Origin of the sequence: Microbacterium rhizomatis (genome assembly GCF_008710745.1) — a bacterium.
GTDB classification, from domain to species: Bacteria; Actinomycetota; Actinomycetes; order Actinomycetales; family Microbacteriaceae; genus Microbacterium; species Microbacterium rhizomatis.
The window spans coordinates 1-1,226 of the sequence record NZ_VYSA01000009.1 but is presented as its reverse complement, the minus strand read 5'-3'; the positions used below and the strand labels follow the sequence as shown (position 1 = coordinate 1,226).

Genomic DNA, 1,226 nt, shown 5'->3' with positions numbered 1-1,226 from the left:
CGGAGTGCTGCCCCGTCTGCCCCACCGATGCTGTATTCATATGCTGTGGGAGCGTCGGCGTTTTCGATCACGGTGGTGATCTGAACGGAACCGTCGGATTTCGCGGTGGGCACCGTGCTTGACCCGTTTCCGTTGTCGTAGGCAAGCGCCGATTCTGCGATCACCGTTCCATCGGACGCGCGATCTGCGAACGGCAGCCCCACCTCCAGAGTCGCCCCCTGGTTTGAGGTCAAGATGATCCCGTCACTGGGATTGGTGGGGATATCGGCGGACTCCGCATCGGTGGTCGCGAGATCTTGCAGGACTCCATGCTCGGCGGGGACCGCAGCCAGTGCCGAGGTGATTTCATCTGCGGCGGCGGTGTCATTCGCAACTGCCGGTGATGCGACGAGAACGCTTTGCCCCCAGTGTGACGACCGCGAATACGGCGGTGACGCCTCCGCGTCTCCACCCTGCTCCTGTGCGGTGTGATCTTTGGATCATCTCAAGTACCCAACTTTCTGATGGCAACCCGGGGGCTCACGCCTGCCAGGTTTTTGCTCCTAGTGAGCGGCCAGGGCTGGCCGTCAGAAATGGGATGTCCGGCGGTGTCAGAAAGGTTCGCGGCGCGCGTAACCGAGACCGGGACTCAGGTATCGAGTGAGCTGCGACACCGAGGTTTGTATCTAATTTCTGTCGACGGACATGTCCCTGTGAGCGAGAGCGCTGGGCTCTCGCCTCCGACAACAGGGAGTCCTCTTGCGAAAACTCATTCATCGCGCCGGTCTGGGCGTGCTCTTCATCGTGCTCGCGACTTTGGCCGTGCCGGTCGCCGGCGCGCAGGCCCAAAGCTTTACTGGGCCGCAGCCGGCTGAGCACTGTGCGGTCCAGGTGTCGCCAATCACCAACGACCAAGACGACCAAAGCGCTGCCGAACCCGTGTGTTTCGCGACCGAGGCCGAGGTCACGGAGTACCTCGACTCTCTCGGCATTGGCGACGGAGCTGCACGCGGCGCGGCGGCCAGCGTGATCGTCGGAACCGTCTACAAGGACTACAACGCGGGGGGCGCCAGCCTCACGTTCTGGGGCACGAGTGGGTGCGCGGGAGTGACGTTCGGGTTCTCGAGCCTCGCTTCGGGGTGGGATAACAGCATCAGTTCCGTCCGCGGATCGAATGGCTGCTGGGTCACTCTGTACACCGCGACCAGCTACGGCGGAAGTCGCCTGAACTGCACGCCATACTGCGC

The 1,226-nt window shown here is 63.1% G+C and carries 1 protein-coding gene; it reads left to right on the top strand.

Features of this window, described 5'->3' with window-relative positions; genetic code table 11:
• Positions 1-738: 738 nt before the first annotated feature.
• Positions 739-1,226 (top strand): hypothetical protein (locus F6B43_RS19500; protein ID WP_150450786.1); only part of this gene is annotated, 488 nt, incomplete at its 3' end.